Origin of the sequence: Paenibacillus sp. GM1FR (assembly GCF_002803315.1) — a bacterium.
GTDB classification, from domain to species: domain Bacteria; phylum Bacillota; class Bacilli; order Paenibacillales; family Paenibacillaceae; genus Paenibacillus; species Paenibacillus amylolyticus.
On record NZ_MKZL01000063.1, the window covers coordinates 209,978 to 230,134 of the forward strand.

Sequence of the window (20,157 nt, forward strand, 5' to 3'; positions counted from 1 at the left end):
GTACTCCTCTCTTCATGTGATTCATTATTTCAGTGCTTCTACAATCGTCTCAACATTGTGGCGAATCATACCGATGTATGTGCCTTCTTCCGTTCCCTCAGCCCCCATGGCATCCGAGAACAGTTCTCCGCCAATGCTGACCGTATGTCCTTTTTGAGCTGCTCCGGCAATGATGGCTTCCATCGCTTTTGCAGGTACACTCGATTCAACAAATACTGCTTTGATATGGTTATCTACGAGATAATCCCGCAGTTCGCTAACATCTTTTGCACCGTATTCGGCTGCTGTACTGATGCCCTGAAGCCCCATCACTTTCATGCCATATGCCTGACCGAAATATCCAAATGCATCATGCGCCGTAACCAATACCCGGCTTGCTTCCGGAATCTCCAGAATCTTCTCACGCACCTCGGCATCCAGTGCTTCGAGCTTCGCCAGATACGCCTCTGCCTGAGCCTTGTACTCTTCCGCATGGTCCGGGTCCGCCTCCACGAGCGTATCGCGTACGGCTTCTGCCGCATGCATCCAGTGGCTGACGTTAAACCAGACGTGTGGATCATATTCGGTACCGCCTGTATCTTTGCCTGAGTGTAACTCCTCGACTGGAATAGTCTCTGTAACAGCAGTAACCAGCTTGCTTGAGGACATTTTCTCCAAAATGTCTGTCATTTTGCCTTCAAGATGCAGTCCATTATAGAAAATGACTTTTGCTTGTTCCAGCTTGCGAATATCACCTTGGGATGCCTTGTACAAGTGGGGATCAACTCCCGGGCCCATTAGCCCGGTAACATCAACATATGCCCCGCCTACCTCACGTGCTACGTCAGCGATCATTCCCGTTGTAGCGGTTACTTGTAGCTTGCCACCACTGCTCGTCTCTGCATCACTGGAACATGCCGTAAGTACAACAATCAGAACCAGAGCGGCTAGCGTAATGAACCCCCTCTGAATACTCCTCATTTTCACCATTAACAATTCAACCGTCCCCTTTCCCTCTCCTAAAATACTTGTCTACATCTAATTTTGTTGTACAAGGTATTAAGTTTTAATCAAGACTAATAATGTTTCCCTTGTGCAAATTTTATCCGAAGCCAAAAAAAAAGGCAAGGGATTATTTCCCCTGCCTGTCCAAATTCATATGTTGTTCACTTCATTAACCTGTTAGATGTGATGTAAAAGCGCTACATCTGCCTCGTTTCTTTTACATTACTCTTTGTCTTTCCCTTCGTCTTTCTTACCTTTTGGCGTTCCATCGAGACCATACACTTCATCATATGCATCGAAAATTTTTCGTGCTATTGGTGAAGCACTGACTGACCCGAATCCACCTTCTGGTACAACAACAGCTACAGCAAGCTTCGGATTATCTCGTGGTGCAAAGGCAATAAATACACCATTCTCTTTTTTGTTCGGTCCGGTTCCCTGCTCTGATGTTCCTGTTTTCCGAGCATAATCGTAAGGGAAACCGTCAAATGCACTTACTTTGGTAACCATTCCTTTGTGCACTTCATTCCAGTGCGCATCGGCAAAATCAACTTCATTGAGCACCTTAGGTTTGATCTCTTTCACCACATTGCCGTCCGCGTCACGGATTTCCTTCACCAGATGTGGTTCCATGCGCTTGCCCTTATTGGCAAGCATGGTGGTATATTGTGCGAGTTGCATCGTGGTGTACTTGGCTTGCTGTCCAAACGAGGCAAATGCCAAACGTGTTAGAGCTGATTCGTCTTTATTAGTATATTCTAGCCTACCCAGAAATTCGTTAGGCAGATCTACACCAGTGGACACACCCAAGCCAAATTCCTTCATGTGTTTGTCCCAGATATCAATTCCTTCCGAGCCATATTTGCTTAACAAACGTTTACCTACCATATCGATCATAAACGCATTGGAGGATTTCTCGATCGCTCTTCTCGCCGTGATAGAACCATTATACGCAGAATGTGAGTTCTTCACTTGTCGTCCGTCTTTCCCCAAGATAGCATATCCCTGATCGTGATAAGTCTGTCCTGCTGTAAATAATCCCTCTTTCAATCCAATCAGCACACTTAGCGGCTTGATTACTGATCCAAGAAGTATAACGGATTCCGCCCGACTAGGCTTGGCATCATTCGGTGGGAACGACTCGGTGGTTCCGTTCCGGAATACATATTTGATTTTATCATAATCCCAATCGTTCGGATCATAATCTGGCATACTTGCCATAGCCACCACATTCCCCGTATCCACTTCCATGGCTACTGCGTATCCAGTAATTGCCTTGGGAAGTCTTCGCAATTCGTCCGTTATCGCCTCTTGTGCAGCCATCTGAATCTCCTTGTTAATGGTGGAAACCAGACTGTAGCCTTTCTCCGGTGGTGTTTGTAACATCGTCCCATCTGGCAGATTACGTGCGTCAATATCAATGGACTGATATCCGCTTCGTCCACGGAGTTCTTCCTGGTATTGAAGCTCCAGCCCATCGAAGCCAACCTTCTCTTCTTCATGGTACACAAGACCAGGATCACGCTGGGTACTTGCCCCCTCGCGGATGGCCTTATATTTGGCAATGGAATCTGGTGCCCGTTTGAACTCTCTTGTGTAACCCACAATCTGAACGGCTACACCATCCGGGTCATATTTTCTTATGTTTTCTTCCAGCACCATAACGCCTGGATAATCTGCTTTTTTCTCCATGAAAAAAGCAATTTCTTTGGTAGATAGATCCGACTTCACAAGCCTCGGCACATACCCGAACGTTTTCTGGTAATCCAGATCCAATCGTTTGATGATCTCTTCAGCATCCGGCTGCTCTTTGTCCCCTGGATTAAACTGCTTAAACACAGCCGCCAGATCATGAGCCAGTTCCTCTGCTTCCTGTCTACGTTCATCATTCCGATAATCCTCATACAACAACACATAGAGGGACTGTACAGGTTCGGAATAAGCGAGCGCGACTTCCCCTGTCGCATCATAGATGGGACCACGAACAGGTGCAAGTGGAATGTCTTTGGTATTACGACTCGTTTCCATATACGTCAGTTCAGGACCCTCCACAAATTGCACAAAAGCTAATCTGAAAATTAGGATACTGAATATGACAAATGCCGCGAAAAAAAACAGATTCAGCCTTGCGGTGGAAGGCTTGTTGACGGGTGTATCTTCCTCAGTCATGGGTTTCTTCCTCAATCGGTTAAACATGTTTTAAGCCTCTCCCGTTCCTCTATAAAAATAAAATATTTAATCCGTCTTGTGAACGCGTTCAATCCGATTTTTAATCCTTTCTCACACAAGTCTACCAAAGGTTAGCTGTCACGTCTTTCAATATTTGGTTACATTTTCGTAAACAGAACTTTTACACTACCCCATCTACTGGTTTCAATGTAAACACTGACATATCAACGTTGTCCCGCTCTCCAGATCGCGTTTACCCTTCCCTTATATAAACGTGGTACAGCTCATATGGTTACATATTAATGCAACTAATTAGTTCACTCTTACGATCCATTCTCCACGTAAAAACAAAAAAGAGGACCCACGAAGGGTCCCCTCTGTAACCAATGCCTCACATTACTGTGTGCCTGATTCCGAATCTGAATCTTTATTTTTGTCTTTTTTCGGTACACCGTCGAGACCGAATTCCTCGTCATAGGCATCGAAGATCGCACGTGCAACCGGAGCCGCACTGCTCGATCCAAAGCCCCCTTCGGGGATAACCACAGCGACAGCAAGCTTTGGATTATTACGTGGTGCATAGGCGATAAATACACCATTATCCACCAGTTTACCGCCTACTACCTGTGTCGATGTTCCTGTTTTTCTAGCAAAGTCATAAGGGAATCCGCTAAATGCAGATACCTCGGTTGCCATGCCTCGTTGTACTTCATTCCAGTAGGCATCGTTAAACTCCACCGTGCTGAGTACCTTCGGTTTTACTTTCTCGACCACGTTGCCTTCAGAATCCCGGAACTCTCTAACCAGTTGTGGCTCCATCCGCTTTCCTTTGTTCGCCAGCATTGTCGTGTACTGTGCTAACTGCATGGTTGTGTATTTTCCCTGCTGTCCAAAGGAACCATACACGAGACGAGTCAGCGAGCTTTCCGTGTCGTTCATGTAATCCCGTATGCCCAGGAATTCATTCGGCAGATCAACCCCTGTAGATACCCCAAGGCCGAACTGCTTCATGTATTCATCCCATTTGTCAATTCCGGTCGCACCGTATTTTGAGTACATCTTCTTCCCAATCTCATCAATCATGAATACGTTCGAGGAATGACGAATCGCATCACGAGGATACATTGCACCATACACATGCCCTGATGAGTTCTGCACTCTGCGATTGTCCCCACCAAAGGTCGTTGAACCTCTATCCGAATAAACCGTATTGGTAGTGAAGAAACCTTCTTTCAAACCGATTAAGACACTAAGCGGTTTGATGGTGGAACCGAGTAGCACGATCGATTCAGCTCGCTTTTTAGAGTCATCCGGAGGGAATGAACGAATCGTACCATTTTGATACACATATTTGATATCATCATACTGATCATTGGTGATACTGCCTGTTCTCCAGATGTTGGTATCATAATCTGGCATACTGGCAGCAGATACGATTTTCCCCGTATCCACTTCCATCGCAACTGCAAATCCGGTCTTGGCATTCGGATGTAATCGACCGGAAACCTGATTCCGATGAAGCCAACTCAACTGATCCAGAATGGCCTGTTCTGTTTTCACCTGAACGTTTTTGTTAATGCTGGAAATCAGGTCGTACCCTTTCTGCGGCGGGGTAGAACCTGCTACACCTTCAGGCAAGTTACGCAAATCAACATCAACGGATGTATATCCGCTTTTGCCGCGGAGAGCATCCTGATATTGCAGTTCCAGTCCATCAAAGCCTACAAATTCATTTTCCGTATACACAAGGCCCGGATCCGTTTGCGTTTTATTGGCCTCGTCCACCTCTTTGTATTTGTTCAAGGACTTCGAACTTCTGAACTTCTTCAGATAACCGATGGTCTGAACCGCTACCGTATCCGGATCGTAGAATCGTACACTCTCCTCGACGATCTGAATACCTTTGAACTCGTCCTTGTGCTGTAGGAAATAAGCAACTTCTTCCTCGGACAGATCACTCTTGATCAGACGCGGCATAAAACCGTTCGCTTTGCGGGAGTTCAAGTCCATCTCTTCAATAATTTTCTCCACTGTAAGTGACTCTGAATCCTTCAGCTTGTACTGTTCAAATACATCGTGCAACCGGGTTGCAATATCCTGCACTTCCCCTATGTTAGGACTCGGTTTCCCATCAACATCCCCATAGTTTTTATACAGTGTCAGGTAGAGAGACTGAATGGGCTTGGAGTAAGCCAACTTCACCTCACCTGTAGAATCATAAATCGTGCCTCTCACAGGAGGAAGTGGTACATCCTTGGTAATGTTACTTGCTTCTTCCTGGCTAAGTTCAGGCCCTTCCACGAATTGCAAAAAGGCCAAGCGTACAATAATAACGCTAAAAATAACAAAGGAAGCGAAGAAAAATACGTTCATTCGGTAACTGAAGCGCCGTTTGTCCGTAAGTTCATCCTTCTCATTGGAATGTTTTTTCATCCATCCTACCTCTTTCATGACTTGATGCATACCGCTCAATCTGATTCTTCGCGGCATGATAACCTGGCAACGTCGTCATATTCCGGACCCATGTCCGTTGTATTGCTAAGCTGATTGATCCTTTAGATGGGTGTCGGCAAAATTCGGAGGATTAAACCAGTCTCCACTGATCGCCCATGTCGGGTCAAGCGGAACCCAGCTCTCGGAACCACTCAAATACACCTCATTCCACGCATGCGGACCGTACCCTCCCTGGCCGTTATAACCAAGTCCTGTAACAACTTTGACTTCAAGTCCTTGTGAACGGGCCATCACGGCATAAAGACGGGCATAATCAATACATACGCCTTTGCGTGTATCAAATGTATTCTGTGGATTTTGTTCATGCCATATGCCCTTTTGCTCATAGTCATCCACTTTACCATAGTCATACTGAATACGTGAACCTACCCAGTCGTATAGCGCTCTTGCTTTGGCTTCATCTGTCGATTGGCCTTTGACAATCTCACTCGCTGCTGATTCAATGTCCGTCGGAATATTGTGGTCGATGACTTCATATTTGCGTTGCAGGATGCCGCCCAGTTCCTTCTGCACAGCCTGCGTAAATACGGGTAGCTTGTCCTTAATGAACGTGCCAGACAACGGTTCGATAACCGATTTGGCCCCTTGCATATAGATCGGGGATGCTTCCACATATCGGCTGAACATGCTTCCAGGGTAGAGACTGACAATCATGAACAAAACTGCGATGACAATCATTCCGCGGACGGAGCCTATGATCGTGCCAATGAATGCACCCGTCAAGCGACTAAACATACCTTTAGGCGCACTTTCCTCGGCTGACCTCTGCCTGCTGCTAAAAATAAATGAAGAGAGAAACCCGAGAATCAGTCGGATGAGTCCATAGCTAAGTACAAATAATACAGCGAACCGCATCAGCGGAAAATCTGCAATCGCCGTAACCAACGTATAATACATCTGTTCCCACCGGTTCAACTCACGGTTAGGCATGGCTGAAGCATACTCAGACAGCCACTGCTGTACATATGGCGCAAGCCACAACGTTAAACCGATCGACAACAGAATACCAATGACCGCCATAATGCCATCCATCAGGAACCCAAAGAGTCTGCCTGCTGAACGCGAAGCCCCTCTGGACCAACCCTGCAATAATGAAGCAGCCACAATCAGCAACAGCATAATCGTGATGCCATTCAATTCCTTCAGGCTGTCCAGCCAATTCTGCAGCACGTACCGATTCCCCCTTTACTACGATGCTGGTGCTGTTTTGTTCTCCTGTGCCTGTTCGACAAACGTACGTATAGTTTCATTGTCGAGTTTCCATTCGCCAAGTGAAATTCCGCGGAAGGTCACATCAACTTTATCCGATTGAGTTCTGCCCTTAATCTCAACATTGGGACTTGTGATGGTGAACGCTCCATCCTGTCCTTTGACGTATTTCGCTTTGGAAGCCTCCTTCAGCATCATGCTGGTTGCTTCCTTCTTCAATGTGTCCATCGTGCTGGATTGTACGTCTGTCACTGTCTGTTTGATCTGATCAATGGAGATGCCGCTGTATATCAGTAGAGCCGCAATAATGATGATGGCAATCGCCCATTTCAATACGGTTTTGACCACATTTAGAACAAAGAACAATATGATCAATGCAACCACGATCACCAGCCAGTTCTGCATCACAAACTCTTTGATTACTTCTATGTTCATGACTACACCTTCCGTATTAGAATTCATTCGTAACACTCCCGAATATTATACATGATTTCCGAAGCTGCTGTCAGCTAAGCCCTCTCCCTTAAAAATAAACGGTCTAAGTTCGTCCCGCCGGGCGTACAAGTAGTACCATGAGGTTCTGCCGGGCGAACGGGGAACACGTTCAAGACCTGTAGTTTGAACATGCATCGCTTAACAAGGAGGGGCTTATGTGAAAACGGCCATCTGGCTATACCTGTTTTTGTTCCTTGCTGTATTTGATTTGCACGCCCAGTATCCCATTCTGACCCCTTTTGCCATCTCGCTGGGAGCCGCCCCTACTTTCATTGGCTGGATGATGGGCATCTATTCCTTAACACATCTTCCTGGCAATCTGATTGCTGGAACACAAATCGATAAACATGGCAGTCGCCGCTACATTGTATTCAGTCTGCTCGGTGCAGGATTCATCCTGCTCCTGCAAGCCTATGTCCAGACACCATGGCAACTGCTCGCGCTGCGTTCCATCAGCGGTTTTGTACTGGCCTTCCTGTCTCCTGCATGTCTCGCTCTGCTTGCACAGTTATCCAGCGATCCGGTGAAACAGGGGAAGTATATGTCGGGTCACGGGGTAGTGCATACCCTTGCATCTGTTGTATCACCAGCAGCCGGTGCGATCATTGTGGGTTCCATGGGATTCTCTGCTACATTCTCAGGTTTGGGCTATCTGCTTATTCTCACAGGTGTCATTGCTTTCATGACCATGCCCCGTGGTATCGTCAAACAGCAGGAGAGAGTAACTGAACCTGCTAAACCTGACGCTTCACCAGCAGATGCCACAAGCGCATTCCTGCCGGTGTCCTGGCGATACTTCGCCTTGCCTCTGGTGATTGCCTGTGCCCAAGGGATTCTCTTCTTCGAATTACCCCTGCGGGGCGGAGGACAATCGTCCATCATGTCTACCGGACTGCTGTTCTCTATAATAAGTATTGGGGCACTCTTCACCCTCAGCATGTTATTTCTCAACCGGTATTCCCCCAAGCTGCGTCTGGTTGCGGGCGTGCTGTTAATGTCCTTGTGTTTTTTTGTGATGGCAGCCATTCCGCAAGTTCCGTTGTCTACTGTATTATTTGTACTTGGGATGTCCAAAGGCATCATCTTTCCAGCTATGGCAACCCTATTTATCCGTCTGAGCGGAGGAAGCAAGTTGGGCCGCATTTTCTCGTTGCAATCCATTGCCACCTCCATCGGCTCTTTCATCGGCCCCATCACAGCCGGGCAACTTCGTGTCGGGTTATCACCCTATTTCATCGCGTTTCTTTTGTTAATGATTGGTATGTTGCTGCTTCCATACTATACATCCAGACGCGAAGCTCCCCTGTCCGATCCGAAAAGTATATTGAATTAAATTCCGATCAGACTCTGTGTCCTTACCGTAATGGCATCAATTAGGCCAGTATTTTCATTAGCTTTGCATCATTCCCCCATTTACAGCTAAACTATATAAAATGGACTAACGTTTTACACGTTAATAAAAGCTAACTGGGAAATCTATCTTTTACAATCACCGAAGGTTTTATCTTATTGAAGATCATTAAGGTTGAACAATTAGCCAAAAGTAGTGAAGGGGACGGAATCGATTTTGAAGAAGCGGTAGCGTTCGCCTTTGTCTCCAAATATTAACTTTATAAAAGCAAATCAGAAATATATGGAGACAACAGCGATCGGAAGAACGATCCGTAACCGGAACGGCCACTAAAGCTATTACTGACCTAATGATGCATTTATGAAATAAGACCTCAAACTTGATGTTTTGTTCTAACCAGTTAGCAGTCGTGTAAAGAAAGGAGTCCATTTTATATAATCAGTCGATTTTCGCTGCAACATTTCCCGGGGAATGTCGACATAAGCTCTCGAACAAGAGGTGAATATCATGCCTATTCATGTCATTGTGGAAGGTAAGAATGATCGAAGCAAACTGAAACGTCTGGTTGGGCCCGAAATCAACATTCTATGTACGTTTGGAACACTTAATTCCCTCAAGTTGGAGACCCTGCGCAAGCAAGTCGGTTATGATGAAGTCTTTTTATTTATGGATAATGACAGTTCCGGCAAAAAAATTAGAGGTGTACTTCGGGATGCTTTCCCGGATGCAGTACAGATGTATACACGACGAGGATATGCGGGTGTGGAAGGAACACCTGATGAGTATATCATTGCCCAGCTGGAAAAGGCCGGGTTAGAGACATACATCCAATACCCTGAACATCCTTCCTTTTAAAATGAAATACCAAAAGGCTGCCTTTGGGTTGATATCCAACCTGAAGGCAGCCTTTACAATATGAGTAACATGATTATTCGTTGATCAGATTGCGAATATCCTCGGCAATGACAGCAGGCACAACGTCCTCTGTATTAAATGCATTATATACCTTGCGTAGCTGGTTGTTCTCATCCACCAGACCAATCATATTCATATGGGCAAAATCATCCTTACTCTCCCCATCGATCAGGATCTGGAATGATTCCCTGGCGAACTGTTTGGTTTTGTCCATATCGCCTCGCAAGAAGTACCATCCGGAATAATCCGCGTGGAAGCGGTCCGCAAACGTCTTAATCTTCTCTCTTGTATCGACTTTCGGGTCGAATGAAATAGATACAAATGAGACATCTTTACCAAAGGTATCGTCCTCTTTCAACAGATCCTGCACCTGGGATAACGTAAAGGTCGTAATAGGGCAGACATCCGGACAACTGGTGAAATAAAAGTAGAACAAGCGGACTTTCCCTTGAGTATCCTCCAGCGATACTGTACTGCCATCTACATTTTCCATAGAAAAGGATTGGATTTCACGAATCTCGGGTAATTTTTCCTTACTGGCAAATACGGTGCCCCACATCAGATACACAGCCATAATCAGTGCGAGCCCGAGCAGCATCCATGTCCATTTGTACTTTTTCAGCATCTTCCTCGTCCCTTCTGCATCTTTTCTTATGAATACGCATACATATGTGAATCCAAAATCACGTTTGTTTCGCTTTATCCATCTACTGTGACATATGTATTCAAAGAAACCTACTTTTTATGAGATTCTATATTATTGTAACGGTTTAAAGGAACAATGCCCATAAATTATTTTAGCATTGTATATCATTCGAATAGTATCGTACGTTCTCTGGCGATTTTCTCACTGTATCCGATATAAAGTTTATCATAGGAAATGCCAAAATAGTTTGACAAACTACGTACATTTATTGGGTATGGCACAGGAAATTGTCATAACTTTGAAATTAGGGATGTTTTGCATCCTGACAAACGGATATTATACACTATATATGGGTATCACCTAGATAGAGAAGTAATATGCCTTAGAACGATATACCACACAAAGGAGACGTTTATGGATACCTCTACACATTTTGTCATGGGGATTGGTCTAGCCGGTCTGGCTTATGTCGATCCTGTCGTCGCGGCGAGTCCCATGCTTGCAGCTGCGGTAATGGTTGGCACGATCGCCGGTTCCCAGGCCCCTGACATTGATACTGCGTTACGTCTCAAAAGCAATTCGCTTTACATTCGGAATCATCGGGGCTTGTCACACTCTCTGCCATTTCTCCTGTTATGGGTTTTGCTCATCACCGGCGTCATTGCACTGATATTCCCTGGTGTCCCTATTGGACACGTTGCCACCTGGACCGCTGTGGCCGTAGGCTTTCACGTATTCACCGATCTGTTCAACACCTATGGAACCCAAGCCGCCCGGCCTTTTACGGAACGCTGGATCGCCTGGAACATCATTCATATTTTTGATCCGTTTCTATTCACTACACATGTCATAGCTATCCTGTTATGGGCCTTTGATCTGATCGCCCCTGCACCACTCTTCGTTACGTTGTATAGTTTGACCGGTTTATATTATATATGGCGAACGATTGCTCGTGCACAAGCAGTCAGAAAAGTTAGACGTCTCGACAACAGCCCAGAGCAGGCAAGATACATCGTCATTCCAACGATATCCTGGAACCGCTGGCATGTGGTCAAACGAGTTGAGGACGGCAGTTATGTGATCGGTAAAATGGATGGTTCTAATCTGGTATGGAGTCTGCACGCCTCGTCTTCTACTCACGCGGCCGTTGCTGCTTCACGCAAATCGCCGGAAGTCAGTGCCTTCCTCTATTTCACCTCCTATGCGGTGGCAGAGGTTGAAGAACTGCCTGCCGGTTACAAGGTCCGCTGGGCAGATGTACGTTATCGACACCGGAAACAATATCCATTTGTCGCTGTGATTGTGATGGATCGGAATTTTGAGACGATTGATACGTATGTAGGCTGGTTAAGCGATGAGAAAATGGATAAAAAACTTTTATCTGCACGCCCTTGACGAAGTGAGCATGGCAAGGCACAATCAGACATAGGAACTGATACGCGAGAAAGCCCGGAGCGTTTCCGCTCCGGGCTTTCCGTTTATCCTGTTTTGTTGCTGTTGGTTAAAATAAATTATTTGCCAGACCCAGCCAGAGACTGCTCAGCGATTTGTACCAGACGTTTGGTGATATATCCACCCAAAGATCCTGTTTCACGGGAAGTGTAGTTACCATAGTAACCGTCTTGTGGGATAGTTACACCCAGTTCCTGTGCAGCCTCGATTTTCAATTGTTGCAGTGCTGAATTTGCCTGAGGTACCACCAAGTTGTTAGAACGAGATCCTTGAGCCATATTTATAATCTCCCTTCAATCTGTGTCTGTAATGTAATTGCAAGCTTGCAAGATTATTATGGCTCGTAGGCTACAGGTTATACGGAGTTTTACTAAATTTGTAGATGGAGGTTTTTCCCAATGAGTAAAGGCTTGTCTTTATGGTTCGCATTCTCTTCGATTATCTTGTTAACGGTTTCAGCAATTATGATCTCCTACTCCGGTTGGTTTGCTGCACTACTGTTTGTCCTGTCCATTGCCAACATTGGCTGGGGATTTGTGATTCGTGCCAAAAAAGAACGTCAGGAAGTTCGTTCGGCTGCTTCAGAGCCCACTTCTTGATTAGGTCATTTGATAGTTCAATAATGAACGCACAAATAAAGAGGAGTCCTTCAATAGGGCTCCTCTTTATTTATGTTAACTATTCATTGCATGAAATGAAGATCTTGTTCAGGGCTACTGTTTACGTCTCGGAACAAATCCCATACGTTCTTTCACTGCATCCAACGTTTGAGCAGCAACTTCTTCTGCACGACGGGCTGACGTATCCAGAACATCCGCCAATTCGCCAGACTCACGAATCTCATTATATCGTTGTTGCAGCGGTTCAATCACAGATACAACCACTTCAGCCAGTTCCTTTTTGAACGGACCATACATCTTGCCTTCATAACGCTCAGCTACTTCCTTAAGCGTCATACCTGCACATTCAGCATAAATACTCATCAGATTGCTGACTTCCGGTTTGTTTGCCGGATCATATACGACTTCACGTCCCGAATCTGTAGTGGCACGGCTGATTTTTTTGCGAATCACATCCGGCGGATCCAGCAGGGCAATATAGCTGCCAGCGTTAGGGTTACTTTTGCTCATTTTCGAAGAGGCATCATCAAGTGACATTACCCGTGCACCCACCTGCGGAATATACGGATCTGGAATGGTGAAATACTCCCCATAACGGTGGTTAAAACGTCCTGCCAGATCACGTGTCAGTTCCAGATGCTGCTTCTGATCTTCACCTACTGGTACAAGGTCAGCATTGTATAACAAGATATCAGCCGCCATTAATGATGGATACACAAACAGTCCGGCACCAACCGAATCTTTACCGGATGATTTATCCTTAAACTGAGTCATGCGTTCAAGCTCACCCATGGAGGTCAGCGTTGTCATCAACCAGCCCAATTCCGCGTGCTGCGGTACATGGGATTGCAGAAATACGTTAGATTTCGAAGGATCAATACCTGCTGCAATAAACAGTGCAGCTACCGCTTCCGACTGTTCACGCAATGCTGCTGGCTCCTGAGCCACGGTGATGGCATGAAGATCAACCACCATGAAATGACATTGATAATCATGCTGGAGTTTTACAAAATTTTTGATTGCACCAATATAGTTGCCCAATGTGAGCTTACCGCTTGGCTGAATACCTGAAAGTACTGTTTTCATTACACATAACGCCTCCCTGATTGTATATAAAAAAACTCCTGCCATTCTCTGCGAACGCAAAAAGGCCCCACATCCGCAAGGGACGTGAGACCGTGGTGCCACCCTTATTCGCTTTTCTTCGATTGCTCCTGACCCTGAATCAAGTCAAGCTGAAGAAATGCCTTCATTGTTCCGTAACGTGGATTATACGGCAGACTCTAGTGGGGCAAGCCCATCTCTGGCTTAACCTGTTCAAACCTACACTCAAGGGTCCATTCGGTAAAGAGCTCACACCGGTTCACATCAACCACCGGCTTTCTGGAGAGGATTCTCTTGGCCTACTTATCCCTGTCATCGATTTCATGTCATTTAATTCTAATAAATGCTTTTAGAGTTCCATCTTAATGCGCACAGGCGTGAATGTCAAAATGAGTTGAACTTTTTTACCCGAGACATCAAAATCTGTTATGATGGAATTGCTTATCCTGTTGCCTACTTCACACGAAATAGCGCAGGAAATCGCTGGCATGTACACAACGACACGCCTGCAGCAGTAGCTTCATCACAACTGCTTGCAGACAGATTTCAAGTGGGAAAAGGAGCATCGATATGAAACAAGTGACCAAAGGCCAATGGAATGGTTACGACACGTATATCCTACATAGCCGTGAATTGGAAATCACCCTGCTGCCGCGTCTTGGAAATAATATTATTTCTATTCGCGATTTAGTGCAGGACAGAGATGTCGTCCGCCGTCCGGATGAAGACGATCTTGCCTTTTATCTGCAGAAGCCGTACCATTTTGGCGTTCCTCTCCTGATTCCACCAGGGCGCATTCATCGTGGACAATTCGAATATGAAGGCGTTCGTTACCAGTTTGATCAGAACACGGCGAATGACAACCATATTCACGGTCTCCACCGTACCCAATCCTGGTGTGTCAGTGACATTGAGGAAGATGAAGACGGCTGTGCAATTACGACTGAATTACTGACCGAAAATGAAGAGCACTGGATGGCCCAATTCCCGATTCCCCTAAAACTTGAGATGACGTTCAGTCTGCAAAACGCTGTATTTAGCCAGCGTCTGCGAGTCACCAATCTGAGCTCAACGCCTGCTCCTTTTGGGATGGGATATCATACATGGTTTTTGTTAGACGGCAAACCTGCCGACTGGACACTGCAACTGCCTGTTTCCGGAATATACGGACAGAATGAAGAACAACTACCGACAGGTGAACTGGAATCCCTGGGTGAATGGTCTGCTCTGAACGAAGGCATCAATTTGCAGGGACGTAACTGGGATACCCTGTTGAAAGCTACCGAAGGTGAACCGGCTACGGCTTACTTACGCAGGCAAGATGGGTATACATTGAAATATTCAGCAGATGAAGCATTTTTCAAACATTGGGTTCTCTTTACCAAAGGTGAATCCGATCAGTTCTTGTGCATTGAACCGTACACTTGGCTCCCGGATGCACCTAATTTGGCTTTATCAGATGAACAAACCGGGTTGATTCGCTTGGAACCAGAACAGCCTGTTGAGTTATTTACACGTATTGAGGTTATACCTCCTACAGACTAAGCGAGCTGATCATGCTCTATTTTGCTTTTACGCATATCACCCTATATTTTGATATCCAAATACAACTTGCCGACCCGCATTGGGTCGGCTTTTTTATGTGTCCTGTGCACTGATAGTTATCCATATTTTCCCTTACGCCATATCATGTATATTTCCGTATTCTCTAACCATACTAACATCACCAACCCATAAGGAGGTGACACATATGTACGGAAGTCAAAACCAAGGTAGCGGTAGCCGCTCCAACAACCTGGTCGTTCCCCAAGCAACAGCAGCATTGCAACAATTGAAAATTGAAGCTGCTCAAGAGCTGGGTGTAACTATTCCACAAGATGGTTACTACGGTAACTATACTTCCCGTGAGACAGGTTCTCTGGGTGGATACATCACTAAACGTCTGGTGCAAATCGCTGAGCAGCAATTATCGGGTCGTTCGTAAGCTCGTAATTATTGCTTGAGCCTAAGCAGAATCCAAAAGTAAAAGCGGCCTTCTTCGGAAGTGCCGCTTTCTCTTGTGCAACGAATTATGAGCTCGACTCCATATCTGAATCCTTGTATGTATTGGTTCTAGGGTAGCGAATCATCAGGCTCGCCATATTGTAATTAGACTCCATTGTTGCATCTACCAAAATCATACCTTGTCTTACTGTGAAGTCGTACGATATTTCGCCATGTGTCCAATTACGTTTGAATTTCAACGTCTCCAGTGCCATTGCCCGGAAAGAAGTTCTCTGGGTTTCGTTTAGCCCCCCTTCCTCCATATCCATCTGCCCATCTCGTCCAGCTATCGGATTATGTCGAATACCGAATTTCCCAATTACGTTGTTTCGTATTTGCACAAAAACTACCCCTGAATCTAACCCTGACAACTCATGATCAAGTTCTTTGAATACCAGATCCAACTGTCTCGCTAATGAAAGCTCATCAATTTTCATATTAACACTCTCCTTATATGCTTATAGTCCTATACAGCAAGGACTTACGACTCATTATATGACATCATATGTGCTCATTCAACAAAGAACGGCAAAGTTGGGTATTTCTAACTATGATTTGCACAATTAATTGCCATTCCACTCCCTTAAACTGAGCTTTTTCAATTAATTACGACAAAATCTTCGATAATCAAAAATGAGGATTCTGTACAAAAAAAAGGCTGCAATCCTGTGTCTGTTAACACGGATTTGCAGCCTTTTCATATATATTCAACCTATTCTATTCAACCTATTTTTCGGTTGCTGTCATCTGCAGAAACTGCTCAATATCGGCAATAACCAAGTCCGCAGCATTTTGCCAAAATTCCGGTTGTGTCAGGTCCGTACCCAAATGTTTCTGAGCAAGTTCTTCAACCGTCATACGCCCTGTATCCCGCAACAAATCATCGTATTTATCTGCAAATGCTGTACCTTCCTGCTGCGCTCTTGCATAGATTCCCGCACTGAACATATAACCGAACGTGTATGGGAAATTATAGAATGGCACACCTGTCAGATAGAAATGCAGTTTGGATGCCCAGAAATGAGGATGATCTGATGCAAGCACACCGCAGAACGCTTCCTGCTGCGCCTCCACCATTAATTTGGATAATTCATCCGCGTTGACCAGACCTTTTTTGCGTTGTTCATAGAAACGATTCTCAAACAGGAACCGGGCATGGATGTTCATAAAGAAAGCCACACTTCGCTGTATCTTGTCTTCCAGCAAAGCCAGCTTCTCTTGCTCATCTGTTGCCGCCTGCACCAGGGCATCTGCTACAATCAGCTCAGCAAACGTGGACGCTGTCTCAGCCACATTCATCGCATAACGTTGATTCAAGGCAGGCAGCTCTTCCATAATGTGTTGATGATATCCATGACCAAGTTCATGCGCAAGAGTCGACACATTAGATGGTGTCCCGGAGAAGGTCATGAAAATCCGGGTTGCTTTGCTAAGTGGCAAAGACGTACAGAATCCACCTGGACGCTTGCCAGGACGGTCTTCTGCTTCGATCCAGCGTTTCTCAAAAGCCATCTCTGCAAACGAGGAAAGTTTAGGACTGAACTTGGCAAACTGTTCAACAATATTGATGGCTGCCTCATCGTATGTGATTCTGCCACTCGATTTACCTACAGGTGCATCTACATCGCTCCAGCTAAGCTTGTCTACCCCCAGCAGTTCTGCCTTGCGCTCCAGATATTGAACAAGCGCAGGTTTGGCACCGTTAATCACATCCCACATCGTATCCAGTGTCTGACGTGACATCCGGTTGATGGCCAGAGGTTCTTTGAGGATATCATCCCAGCCACGTTTCTCATATAACTTCAGACGGAATCCCGCGAGGTGATTCAGCGTGTCAGCACAGAAATCTTCGACATCGGTCCAAGCTTGCTCCCAGTTTGCGAATACCGTCTCGCGTACATTCCGATCACTATCGCTCAGCTTGTTGGCAGCCTGTCCTGCGGAGAGCATCACCGTTTCCCCATCTTGCTCAAATGGAATGTTCACCTTGCTGACAATGGTGTTATAGAATTTGCCCCAACCATGGTAACCATCCACACCCAGATCCAGTACAAGGCCTTCCAGTTCAGGCGACAGCTTCTCACGAGCCAGCGTGCGACTCTCGTTCAGTACAAATGCCAGCGGCTGAATATCTTCCCGAGCAATCCAAGCGTCCCACACCGAATCCGATGTCTGACTGAGTGTATTATCAAACTTCGATTTGCTGCCGTTCAGCATCGCACCAAGGGAACTGATGGCGCCTTGAAGCTGCGTTGCCTTTTTGTCCTTCTGGTTTTGCGATGAGAGGCAGGATACAAACGCAGATCCTTCCGATATGCGGATATAACAGCTTTGCAGCAGTTCCAAAATGGGATCAAATGCAGCCGTCTCTTCTAATGAAGTCGGTGCAGCTGTTTCGTTCAGCAGATGTTGCAGTTTACGTACATCCTCTTCCAGTTCAATCAGATACGCAGCAAATGTCTCGGAGGAAGAACCTCCACTAAAAATGGACTCCAGGTCCCATACCGGGTGTAATGGCGTTTTCATTTAATAAGGCACCTCTCTCTATAAATTGGATGGTTAGGATTGAATTAAAAACTGGTTTTCTGTGGGCCATATCTCTATACTAGAGAAATACTTATAGCAACCTTCAGGAGGTAAACGTATGAAACCTTTACAAGTATCGGCTGATACAGCCGTCAAATTAGCAGAATCCCTGGGCGTACCTTTGGAGCACCTGATGCACATGCCCCAACATATCCTGATGCAGAAGATTGCGGAACTCGCCAAACAAGAAACCTCCAAACCTTCCGCACCAGAAGGCGAACAAGAATGATTCCGTTTGAGAACAGCTGGCCTTACGATATTGTGATGGGAGACATCTATGTACAGCAATGTCCCTACTGTCACGCAAGCAACGTGCTGCTCCCCCTCAAACCCAAAGAGCTTGTGCTCATTCGCGAAGGCAAAAAGAAATTACTGGTCTTTCCCTGCTGTAATACAAGCATGACCGTGATCGACAACGACAGTGACTATTTGTTATCCAGCCGTCCTGTCCGTAACTAATGTAAGATCAACCTAGAGGGGGCTGCGCTTTGCAGCCTCTTTGTCTGTTTCCAGCATCTCTTCAGGGAGTTCCAACTTACTTGAAATCATCTGCTCACGCAGCACGGCCCACTGTTCCCTTGAAGCACGAATCATGGCCGCATCTGTGATCCGCTTGTCATGAATGACCTTGCTGAACCATTGCACTGCTTCATTAAACCGTCCTACCCTGCGGTTCAATTCCCCGAGCAAATACAACAGTTTGGCTTCATTGCCACCCGTTCCTTCACGTTCGAACACCTTCACATAGGCTTCCAGGCTAAATTCAAGAAAACGATGTTCCTGTGCATGGTCCTCCATATAACGATACAACCAAGCTATATGATGCAACAGACCAGCGACGACACGATCTTTCTCCCGGATAACCTGTGCGCACAGCAAGGCAAGCTTGTACGTTGCCAGCGCCTGTTCCAGTGTTCGTGCTCCGCTATAATCACGTTTAACCCAGCGGTTACCGATCTGTTCCTTAAAAGCCTTGCGCTGAGCATCATTTAGATGCTCCGTTGCGTTCTCCGTCGTGGCAAACCCGCACTGCGGACAGATGCGAACCACATAAAAATCTGGATTCTCCAGCTTGTAGTAAGCACAAAAATCCGAATCCGTCCGGTAGGGCCTTTTCAAACTCGGTCTTACCCGTGAGGTTTCATACTCGGTTTCGCAATAATGGCAGGTCACTTTCACCTTATACAGCGGCTCTAATTCCAATCTATTCCATCCCTCTCCCGTACGCTTGTAATCATATTCGGATCTACGGTGTATTCACAAAATGATGTGCAGGCCCGGATAAACGCTGCAGGATAAACGAATGCAAGGGCTCCTCCACACCAATCTGTGTTAAGGCTTGATCCATACATGCAAGCCAAGCCTCAGCCCGTTCAACCGTCACTTCAAAATGCATATGACGGGCACGCATCATCGGATGTCCAAACGCCTCGGAAAACAGCCCTGGTCCTCCAAAAAACTGAGACAAAAACATATACTGCTTGTCGATGACCGGCTGAATATCTTCCGGGAAAAGCAGAGCCAGCTGCTCATTCTGCTGAACGATCGGATAGAAAGCCTCGACCAATGCGCGAACACCTTTCTCACCGCCAAGATTGTCATAAATACTCAAACTGGGATTCATTCGTCTGATTCCCCTTTCTGATGTCGAATTTTGCCATATATTACACGTTCCGTGAACATTGTGAAAACAGTAACAATATCCAGGCCACAAAAGCCTTTATCTCCATTCTATCAAAAAAAACCAAAAAGTCCTATATAACATGAAATCATCAGGACATGTAACCTGCCATCTGTGTATAGGACCTTATTCAAAATGTAACACAAAAAAAGCGCCAACCGCTTGGGTTGGCGCACTAGATATTTCATTAATAACTCCGCCAGTCCTCTTCCTCAGAGCGTACCAGCGAGGCACGTATCACATATACAAAAGCACAGACCAGGATTCCGGTGACAAGACTCATGATCATCACTCCATCCGAATTGAATTCCACCTTGGAGACAATTAGGTGACGTTCAGGCGTTTTTCTCATTTTAGCACACATCACTCAAAAACACAGCCACTTTTG

21 protein-coding genes and 1 other annotated feature are annotated in these 20,157 nt (G+C 45.8%); of the genes, 8 read left to right on the forward strand and 13 right to left on the reverse strand.

The window, feature by feature from the left end; translation table 11 throughout:
* Positions 1-24 precede the first annotated feature (24 nt).
* The 5 genes from PAEAM_RS28925 to PAEAM_RS28945 form a co-directional block, all read right to left on the reverse strand.
* Positions 25-969, reverse strand: a complete 945-nt coding sequence (locus PAEAM_RS28925; RefSeq protein WP_100529777.1) for a metal ABC transporter solute-binding protein, Zn/Mn family — start codon at positions 967-969, stop codon at positions 25-27.
* Between the two features lie 237 nt (positions 970-1,206).
* Entirely contained in the window at positions 1,207-3,153 is a 1,947-nt protein-coding gene (locus PAEAM_RS28930; RefSeq protein ID WP_165790095.1) for a peptidoglycan D,D-transpeptidase FtsI family protein, read from the reverse strand.
* Positions 3,154-3,549: 396 nt separating this feature from the next.
* Positions 3,550-5,586 (reverse strand): peptidoglycan D,D-transpeptidase FtsI family protein, encoded by a 2,037-nt coding sequence (locus PAEAM_RS28935; protein WP_076328974.1) that lies wholly within the window; start codon positions 5,584-5,586, stop codon positions 3,550-3,552.
* A gap of 105 nt (positions 5,587-5,691) precedes the next feature.
* A complete protein-coding gene (locus PAEAM_RS28940; RefSeq protein WP_036605735.1) occupies positions 5,692-6,837 on the reverse strand; it encodes a transglutaminase domain-containing protein in 1,146 nt (381 codons plus the stop codon).
* An 18-nt stretch (positions 6,838-6,855) separates the two neighbouring features.
* Complete coding sequence (locus PAEAM_RS28945) at positions 6,856-7,338, reverse strand: ATPase (RefSeq protein WP_174806458.1); 483 nt, start codon at positions 7,336-7,338, stop codon at positions 6,856-6,858.
* Between the two features lie 190 nt (positions 7,339-7,528).
* Between PAEAM_RS28945 and PAEAM_RS28950 the strand changes: the two genes are divergently transcribed.
* Positions 7,529-8,704 (forward strand): MFS transporter, encoded by a 1,176-nt coding sequence (locus PAEAM_RS28950; protein WP_047841308.1) that lies wholly within the window; start codon positions 7,529-7,531, stop codon positions 8,702-8,704.
* A gap of 525 nt (positions 8,705-9,229) precedes the next feature.
* Positions 9,230-9,577: a toprim domain-containing protein gene (locus PAEAM_RS28955; protein WP_062837991.1), complete on the forward strand. Its 348-nt coding sequence runs from the start codon at positions 9,230-9,232 to the stop codon at positions 9,575-9,577.
* Between the two features lie 73 nt (positions 9,578-9,650).
* Here the strand turns inward: PAEAM_RS28955 and PAEAM_RS28960 are convergent, their stop codons facing one another.
* The gene (locus PAEAM_RS28960; protein ID WP_076254612.1) at positions 9,651-10,262 is read right to left on the reverse strand and encodes an SCO family protein; all 612 of its coding nucleotides are present in this window, start codon (positions 10,260-10,262) and stop codon (positions 9,651-9,653) included.
* Between the two features lie 435 nt (positions 10,263-10,697).
* Between PAEAM_RS28960 and PAEAM_RS28965 the strand changes: the two genes are divergently transcribed.
* Positions 10,698-11,678 carry a metal-dependent hydrolase gene (locus PAEAM_RS28965; RefSeq protein ID WP_036605731.1) on the forward strand — a complete coding sequence of 327 codons (981 nt, stop codon included), beginning with the start codon at positions 10,698-10,700 and terminating at the stop codon, positions 11,676-11,678.
* A gap of 116 nt (positions 11,679-11,794) precedes the next feature.
* Here the strand turns inward: PAEAM_RS28965 and PAEAM_RS28970 are convergent, their stop codons facing one another.
* Positions 11,795-12,013, reverse strand: a complete 219-nt coding sequence (locus PAEAM_RS28970) for an alpha/beta-type small acid-soluble spore protein (protein ID WP_017692386.1) — start codon at positions 12,011-12,013, stop codon at positions 11,795-11,797.
* A 120-nt stretch (positions 12,014-12,133) separates the two neighbouring features.
* On the opposite strand from PAEAM_RS28970, the gene PAEAM_RS28975 reads away from it, so the two are divergent.
* On the forward strand, positions 12,134-12,334 hold the full coding sequence (locus tag PAEAM_RS28975) for a hypothetical protein (RefSeq protein ID WP_017692385.1): 201 nt from the start codon (positions 12,134-12,136) through the stop codon (positions 12,332-12,334).
* A 114-nt stretch (positions 12,335-12,448) separates the two neighbouring features.
* Here the strand turns inward: PAEAM_RS28975 and trpS are convergent, their stop codons facing one another.
* Complete coding sequence (trpS, locus tag PAEAM_RS28980; RefSeq protein WP_036605729.1) at positions 12,449-13,441, reverse strand: tryptophan--tRNA ligase; 993 nt, start codon at positions 13,439-13,441, stop codon at positions 12,449-12,451.
* 75 nt (positions 13,442-13,516) lie between these two features.
* Positions 13,517-13,784: a binding site (T-box leader), on the reverse strand.
* A 245-nt stretch (positions 13,785-14,029) separates the two neighbouring features.
* Between trpS and PAEAM_RS28985 the strand changes: the two genes are divergently transcribed.
* A complete protein-coding gene (locus PAEAM_RS28985; protein WP_036673298.1) occupies positions 14,030-15,004 on the forward strand; it encodes an aldose 1-epimerase in 975 nt (324 codons plus the stop codon).
* A gap of 205 nt (positions 15,005-15,209) precedes the next feature.
* On the forward strand, positions 15,210-15,443 hold the full coding sequence (locus tag PAEAM_RS28990) for an alpha/beta-type small acid-soluble spore protein (protein WP_047841310.1): 234 nt from the start codon (positions 15,210-15,212) through the stop codon (positions 15,441-15,443).
* 85 nt (positions 15,444-15,528) lie between these two features.
* Here the strand turns inward: PAEAM_RS28990 and PAEAM_RS28995 are convergent, their stop codons facing one another.
* Positions 15,529-15,939: an O-methyltransferase gene (locus PAEAM_RS28995; protein ID WP_076319832.1), complete on the reverse strand. Its 411-nt coding sequence runs from the start codon at positions 15,937-15,939 to the stop codon at positions 15,529-15,531.
* Between the two features lie 289 nt (positions 15,940-16,228).
* On the reverse strand, positions 16,229-18,028 hold the full coding sequence (locus PAEAM_RS29000) for a M3 family oligoendopeptidase (protein WP_100529779.1): 1,800 nt from the start codon (positions 18,026-18,028) through the stop codon (positions 16,229-16,231).
* A 118-nt stretch (positions 18,029-18,146) separates the two neighbouring features.
* Here PAEAM_RS29000 and PAEAM_RS29005 point away from each other — a divergent pair, with 118 nt between their 5' ends.
* Both PAEAM_RS29005 and PAEAM_RS29010 read left to right on the forward strand, forming a co-directional pair.
* Positions 18,147-18,317, forward strand: a complete 171-nt coding sequence (locus tag PAEAM_RS29005; protein ID WP_074096390.1) for a YycC family protein — start codon at positions 18,147-18,149, stop codon at positions 18,315-18,317.
* Positions 18,314-18,547 carry a hypothetical protein gene (locus PAEAM_RS29010; protein WP_017692378.1) on the forward strand — a complete coding sequence of 78 codons (234 nt, stop codon included), beginning with the start codon at positions 18,314-18,316 and terminating at the stop codon, positions 18,545-18,547. The genes PAEAM_RS29005 and PAEAM_RS29010 overlap by 4 nt, the downstream gene beginning before the upstream one ends.
* Before the next feature lie 12 nt (positions 18,548-18,559).
* On the opposite strand, the gene PAEAM_RS29015 is transcribed toward PAEAM_RS29010, so the two are convergent.
* The 3 genes from PAEAM_RS29015 to PAEAM_RS32050 all read right to left on the reverse strand — a co-directional run bounded on the left by PAEAM_RS29015 (position 18,560) and on the right by PAEAM_RS32050 (position 20,121).
* Positions 18,560-19,291, reverse strand: a complete 732-nt coding sequence (locus tag PAEAM_RS29015; RefSeq protein WP_036605724.1) for a DUF2225 domain-containing protein — start codon at positions 19,289-19,291, stop codon at positions 18,560-18,562.
* Positions 19,292-19,334: 43 nt separating this feature from the next.
* Positions 19,335-19,712 (reverse strand): globin domain-containing protein, encoded by a 378-nt coding sequence (locus PAEAM_RS29020; protein WP_100529780.1) that lies wholly within the window; start codon positions 19,710-19,712, stop codon positions 19,335-19,337.
* A gap of 244 nt (positions 19,713-19,956) precedes the next feature.
* Positions 19,957-20,121: a hypothetical protein gene (locus PAEAM_RS32050; RefSeq protein ID WP_155984997.1), complete on the reverse strand. Its 165-nt coding sequence runs from the start codon at positions 20,119-20,121 to the stop codon at positions 19,957-19,959.
* Positions 20,122-20,157 lie beyond the last annotated feature (36 nt).

Bases quoted from the DNA above. Each gene is read 5' to 3' on its own strand.
- PAEAM_RS28925 (WP_100529777.1), bottom strand. From the start codon at position 969: ATGGTGAAAATGAGGAGTATTCAGAGGGGGTTCATTACGCTAGCCGCT.
- PAEAM_RS28930 (WP_165790095.1), bottom strand. From the start codon at position 3,153: ATGACTGAGGAAGATACACCCGTCAACAAGCCTTCCACCGCAAGGCTG.
- PAEAM_RS28935 (WP_076328974.1), bottom strand. From the start codon at position 5,586: ATGAAAAAACATTCCAATGAGAAGGATGAACTTACGGACAAACGGCGC.
- PAEAM_RS28945 (WP_174806458.1), bottom strand. From the start codon at position 7,338: ATGAATTCTAATACGGAAGGTGTAGTCATGAACATAGAAGTAATCAAA.
- PAEAM_RS28955 (WP_062837991.1), top strand. From the start codon at position 9,230: ATGCCTATTCATGTCATTGTGGAAGGTAAGAATGATCGAAGCAAACTG.
- PAEAM_RS28960 (WP_076254612.1), bottom strand. From the start codon at position 10,262: ATGCTGAAAAAGTACAAATGGACATGGATGCTGCTCGGGCTCGCACTG.
- PAEAM_RS28965 (WP_036605731.1), top strand. From the start codon at position 10,698: ATGGATACCTCTACACATTTTGTCATGGGGATTGGTCTAGCCGGTCTG.
- PAEAM_RS28970 (WP_017692386.1), bottom strand. From the start codon at position 12,013: ATGGCTCAAGGATCTCGTTCTAACAACTTGGTGGTACCTCAGGCAAAT.
- PAEAM_RS28975 (WP_017692385.1), top strand. From the start codon at position 12,134: ATGAGTAAAGGCTTGTCTTTATGGTTCGCATTCTCTTCGATTATCTTG.
- trpS (WP_036605729.1), bottom strand. From the start codon at position 13,441: ATGAAAACAGTACTTTCAGGTATTCAGCCAAGCGGTAAGCTCACATTG.
- PAEAM_RS28985 (WP_036673298.1), top strand. From the start codon at position 14,030: ATGAAACAAGTGACCAAAGGCCAATGGAATGGTTACGACACGTATATC.
- PAEAM_RS28990 (WP_047841310.1), top strand. From the start codon at position 15,210: ATGTACGGAAGTCAAAACCAAGGTAGCGGTAGCCGCTCCAACAACCTG.
- PAEAM_RS28995 (WP_076319832.1), bottom strand. From the start codon at position 15,939: ATGAAAATTGATGAGCTTTCATTAGCGAGACAGTTGGATCTGGTATTC.
- PAEAM_RS29000 (WP_100529779.1), bottom strand. From the start codon at position 18,028: ATGAAAACGCCATTACACCCGGTATGGGACCTGGAGTCCATTTTTAGT.
- PAEAM_RS29005 (WP_074096390.1), top strand. From the start codon at position 18,147: ATGAAACCTTTACAAGTATCGGCTGATACAGCCGTCAAATTAGCAGAA.
- PAEAM_RS29010 (WP_017692378.1), top strand. From the start codon at position 18,314: ATGATTCCGTTTGAGAACAGCTGGCCTTACGATATTGTGATGGGAGAC.
- PAEAM_RS29020 (WP_100529780.1), bottom strand. From the start codon at position 19,712: ATGAATCCCAGTTTGAGTATTTATGACAATCTTGGCGGTGAGAAAGGT.
- PAEAM_RS32050 (WP_155984997.1), bottom strand. From the start codon at position 20,121: ATGAGAAAAACGCCTGAACGTCACCTAATTGTCTCCAAGGTGGAATTC.